Here is a 992-nt window from a genome sequence, read left to right as displayed (position 1 = left end):
TGACGATCATCATAACCCTTAGGATGACTCTGATGCCACTGCCAAGCTGTCTTGATGATGTCTTGCACATTATCATACTTTGGTGCCCAGCCAAGTACCTCTCGTGCCTTATCTGAATTGGCAATCAAAATATCAGGATCACCCGCTCGACGTGGCCCAATCTTAGCCGGAATATCAACCCCTGTTGCTTCCCGTGCCGCCTCGACCATCTCTTTCACTGAAAAGCCAGTCGCTGATCCCAAGTTAAACTGATTTGACTCATGCCCATCAGCTAAATACTGCAATGCCAAAATATGCGCGTCTGCCAAGTCTAAGACATGCACATAATCTCGTACATTAAAGCCGTCTGGTGTGTTATAGTCATCACCAAACATTTCAATATAATCACGTTGTCCCAAACCCGCTTGCAAAATAATTGGTACCAAGTGTGTTTCTGGATTGTGGTCTTCGCCAATCGTGCCATCTTCTGCTGCACCAGCCACATTGAAATAGCGCAACGCGACCCATTTAACCCCGTCAGCTTGATCGGACCAGTTCATGATTTTTTCCATCATCAACTTTGATTCACCATAAGGGTTAATCGGATTTTGCGGATCAGTTTCCTTAATCGGAATATGCACCGGATTACCATAAGTTGCGGCGGTTGATGAAAAGACGATTTGTTTGACGTCATGTGCTTTCATCACTTCCAGCAACGTAATCATGCCACTAGTATTGTTGTCAAAATATTTCAGTGGGTTTGCCACTGACTCTGGCACAATTGAAAAGGCTGCAAAATGAACCACTTGTTCAATATTTTCTTTATCAAACACTGCCGACAAAGCTGCCTTATCACGAATGTCCACTTGATAAAATGTCGCTGCTGGATTAACTGCTGCGCGGTGTCCAGTGAACAAGGCGTCCACAACCACCACGTCGCGTCCGGCTTCAACCAAACGTTTCACCATGTGTGAGCCAATATATCCTGCACCACCAAGTACTAATACTGCCAT

The 992-nt window shown here is 45.3% G+C and carries 1 protein-coding gene; it reads right to left on the bottom strand.

Annotated elements, in window-relative coordinates; all coding sequences use genetic code 11:
- Nucleotides 1-992 (bottom strand): UDP-glucose 4-epimerase GalE (galE, locus tag BMG01_RS10610; RefSeq protein ID WP_084059251.1); only part of this gene is annotated, 992 nt, incomplete at both ends.

It is taken from the genome of Leuconostoc sp. BM2, from assembly GCF_002095565.1.
Classification (GTDB): Bacteria; Bacillota; Bacilli; order Lactobacillales; family Lactobacillaceae; genus Leuconostoc; species Leuconostoc falkenbergense.
The sequence above is the reverse complement of the archived record's forward strand: the minus strand, read 5'-3'. Positions and strand labels throughout refer to the sequence as shown.